The sequence below is a fragment of the Endozoicomonas sp. ALC013 genome, from assembly GCF_049310205.1.
GTDB lineage: Bacteria > Pseudomonadota > Gammaproteobacteria > Pseudomonadales > Endozoicomonadaceae > Endozoicomonas.
In genome coordinates, this window is record NZ_JBLYNS010000266.1 from 1 (window position 1) to 3,716 (window position 3,716).

Consider the following 3,716-nt stretch of genomic DNA (forward strand, 5'->3'; position numbering starts at 1 on the left):
CCTGTCTGTTGCTGGCGTGGCGGCCGGTGGTGCCACTGTCGTGGTCAATGCTTCAGGACAAGGCAGGTCGGGAAAGAGTATGTCGGATTCCATGGGCGGGGTTTCGACGGAGAATAAATCACTGCTTAAATTGCTCGACATGCCTAACTGGTCAAGATACTTTTGGTTGGGTTCGCAATCCGGGAGCAAGAGCGAATGAGCGACAGGTTTACACACATTATCCAGCAGCGAACAGAAACCAGGACTGTTATATGGAACATTGTTAAGATAGGTATTACAAACCAGGGTACTATTATTTTTGATACGCTTAATTGCCTCTGAAACTTTGCCGTCGATCCTGGAATCAAACGCCTTGGTCTCGATAACGGTACTGTTAATATTATCAGGAATCTCCCCGACCCCAATACCAGCAATTGCATCTGTAGCGTTCACACTACTTTTCACTGCCAGGGTGTTGGCAACGGTTGCATCATTAACGTATCCTGTGCCGATAGCTGCATTGGCCAGTTGACCGGAAGTTTTGACCTTGCAATTCACCGCAGTGCTGCCGTTAACGATGCTATTATAAGCAGCTCCGGCTCCGATGCCCGCATCTGCCCAATGCCCTTCGGTTATGATTGTGCAGTCCAACGCTGTGGTGAGTGAAACGAAGCTGTCACTATAAATATGTCCCGCTCCAATACCGGCTTGGCCAAACTCATTTTTGGTAGTGACGTTGCAGTGCACTGCCGTCGTGCTAGTAACTTTTCCTCCTTTATCGACTTTACCCGCGCCAATACCGGCAAAGGCATTTTTCTTCGATGTTTTGACGTGACAATTCTCTGCCACAGTATTAGTAACAGTACCCTTCTTCTCAACCTGCCCACCCCCGATACCCGCGCTGGCATCGGTACCGTTTGCTGTAACATTGCAGTTCACTGCTGTGGTGCCAGTCACGGTGCCACCTCTAAACCATCCCCCGCCGATGCCGGCAAAACTATTATCTCCAGATGTTGTCACTATGCTGTCCATTGCCGTGGTGTCAGTAACATCGGACTCAATAGAATTTCCCCCGCCGATACCCGCATAGCCATGATTACCAGAAGTTACCACCGTGCAGTTCTGTGCCCTGGTGTTGGTAACTTTTCCACCGAAAATGCTTCCCGCTCCAACAGCGGCATTTGCATTATCGCTCATTGTTTCAACGCGACAGTGAACCGCTCTCGTGTCGGCAACATTTCCTCCTTCAACAACGCCTGAGCCAATAGCGGCGCTCCCACCCGATGTTGCACTATTCGAGGTTTTGACTGTGGAGTCCAGTGCCTTGGTGTTGGTAACGATTCCTCTGGTCAAAACATGTCCCACTCCAATAGCGGCATTTGCCTTATGACCGGATGTTTCAACTTTACAGTTCTTTGCCATAGTATTTTTAACAGTATTCTTAAACACACCGATGCCTGCGTACCCACTCCCGATGCCTGCGCTGGCCTCGCTGCCGGTCGTTACCACCGTGCAGTTCTCGGCCCTGGTGTTGTCAATGTTACCTCCGGTCAAAACATGTCCCACTCCAATAGCGGCATAAGACTTTTTGCCTCCGGTTTCAACGTGGCAGTCAACCGCTATCGTGTTAGCAACCGTGCCAGCCTCAACGTACCCTGCCCCGATACCCGCGCTTCCAGAATCAGAATCTTTGTCGGTCGTGATGTTACAGTCCACGGCCGTCGTGTTAGCAACGGTTCCGCCTTCTTGGACCTTTCCTGCAATAACCCCCCCATAGGCTCCATTACCCGAAGTACTTACATGAGCATTTTCAACCCGGATATTACTGATCATGGCATTACCAGAAATTTCACAGGCCACCACTGCGGCCGGGCCTGTGGACGTTATATTGGCATTAGTAAAGCGCAGGCTATCGACACTGCCTCCACCGGCCAGTTTTTTTATCAGGCAATGTCTGAGATTACCGATGGTACGATTTTCGCCATGGAAGATGCCGGTAAACGGATGGCTATCATTACCGATGGATTGCAATTGGCTACCATCAATACACGGAACAGTTTGCCGGTAAGTGCAATTGCGTGGAAAGCTCTCGTTACGGCCAATCATGCCCAGGATTTCGGCATCCGCCACCTCAATCGGCTCGCTGCCACAGGTGGCCGATGCTGCCAGGCCGAAAGCAGCAAGACCGGACAGCGCCCCCAGCACCGCCGCCGCATTGGGCAGATGACAAGACCCGGGCGCTGTGCTTGTCGGTTTACGATGCTGCTGCGATGAGTTCTGTTGTGTGTCTTTTATTTTATCGTTGTCGTTTTCCTGGGTTCCGTCCCGCGTTAAAAACGGTAACACCCCAGACTTCCTGGATACATCCAAACTGCCCCATCGTCCCTGTGGCTCTGTAGATGGTATTGTTGCAAGTCGGGAATCGCTGACAGTGCCGCTTCTGGGCACGGTCGGTGGCTGTATCAACATTACTACCTCATCAATACTTCGAAAGCTTTTACTCAAAAATATCCTGTGTCGTGTAAATCAGCGAATAAGAGATAAACACCAATATTTATTTGCTGATTCAAATTTTTGGGAAACAACATAGCTCAGAATGCTAAAGACGTTATGCCTATTTTGAAAAAGTCACAGAAAATACGACGTTGGTCACGCCCTGATGTTCAGGATTTTCAGAGCCAGAAAATCCTCAGGATAAGTTCAAAGACCCGGCGGAGTGCCACTACCGCCCGGTGAGAATTTCAAGCAAGTGAAGTACAGTAACTGGTTTTCCCCTCGTTCCCACGGTCCCCCATGGGAATGCATACCGGGCCTCTTGTGGGTCTCCATTAAACACTCATGATTCCGGACATAAACAGAATGTTTTATATCTGGCAGGCTCCGGTATGCATTCCCGACCCATAGGGCCTGCATGGGAACGAGGGGGGTGGCTGTGTGGGTATTAGCGCTTTTTTGTACCGGGTCTCACACGAACTCCGCAGGCGGGGGGCCGCCCTACGGAGCGCTCTGCACCTGCGCGGCCCGACACGTTTGGTAAGTGACCATGAAAATCGACATCACTTCCTTTACCGGCGAGGTTCTCAGGCTGGATAGCCATCTTCTGGATGATACTCAGTCAGAAGCAGCGGTTGATTGTCGTTTAACTAATGGCAGCCTTCACGCCTCCCAGCAATCTGCAAGGGATGGTGGTGCTGCCCGGCGGCGGAGCGGTGGGCTTCTCCGGTAAGGAGCTGATGTTCAATGACCCCTATCATTTATATGCATGGCCAGCAGGTTTGAGTTAGAAGGTACCGATACAGTCACTGCCGTGATTTTGGCCAGCGCCATGGCTGAGCTTTGAAGGGAGCCAGTCCTCCTGCATGATCTGGTCAAAGGTCCATGGACAATTCTCCGGGAAATCTTCTTTTGACATGTCGGTGTCGATGATTGCTGCTCGAAGGGCAGATTCAAAGATGCCTTCCCAGTCACTTATAATTTTTGCCTCCAGGCTTGGGTATTTCTCCATCAGGTCTTTGGTTTGTTTTCGGTGTGCCCGGATGCTGTTTTCCCAGCTATGGCCATATTCCCGTTTTTGGGGCTGGTACTGCCATTTGAACAGGTGCATCAGTAATTCTGCCAGGTGGCTGTCCAGCTTTCGATCCAGCTTCATAGACAGTGTTTCACTGTTTTTGTTCATTGGCGGCGTATGATCGGTCGACGTTGACCCGTAAACCGCCACCAGGGGCCGATTCAGGGCC

At 51.0% G+C, this 3,716-nt stretch carries 3 protein-coding genes; 1 reads left to right on the plus strand and 2 read right to left on the minus strand.

From position 1 onward, the window contains the following. On the minus strand, positions 1–2,325 hold a 2,325-nt coding region (locus ACO6V1_RS22905), incomplete at its 3' end, for a hypothetical protein (RefSeq protein ID WP_422468794.1). 697 nt (positions 2,326–3,022) lie between these two features. Between ACO6V1_RS22905 and ACO6V1_RS22910 the strand changes: the two genes are divergently transcribed. Further along, positions 3,023–3,205 carry a hypothetical protein gene (locus tag ACO6V1_RS22910; RefSeq protein WP_422449718.1) on the plus strand — a complete coding sequence of 61 codons (183 nt, stop codon included), beginning with the start codon at positions 3,023–3,025 and terminating at the stop codon, positions 3,203–3,205. 54 nt (positions 3,206–3,259) lie between these two features. Here ACO6V1_RS22910 and ACO6V1_RS22915 read toward each other — a convergent pair. Then, positions 3,260–3,716 (minus strand): DUF29 family protein (locus tag ACO6V1_RS22915; RefSeq protein ID WP_422468796.1); only part of this gene is annotated, 457 nt, incomplete at its 5' end.

Bases quoted from the DNA above. Each gene is read 5' to 3' on its own strand.
- ACO6V1_RS22910 (WP_422449718.1), top strand. From the start codon at position 3,023: ATGAAAATCGACATCACTTCCTTTACCGGCGAGGTTCTCAGGCTGGAT.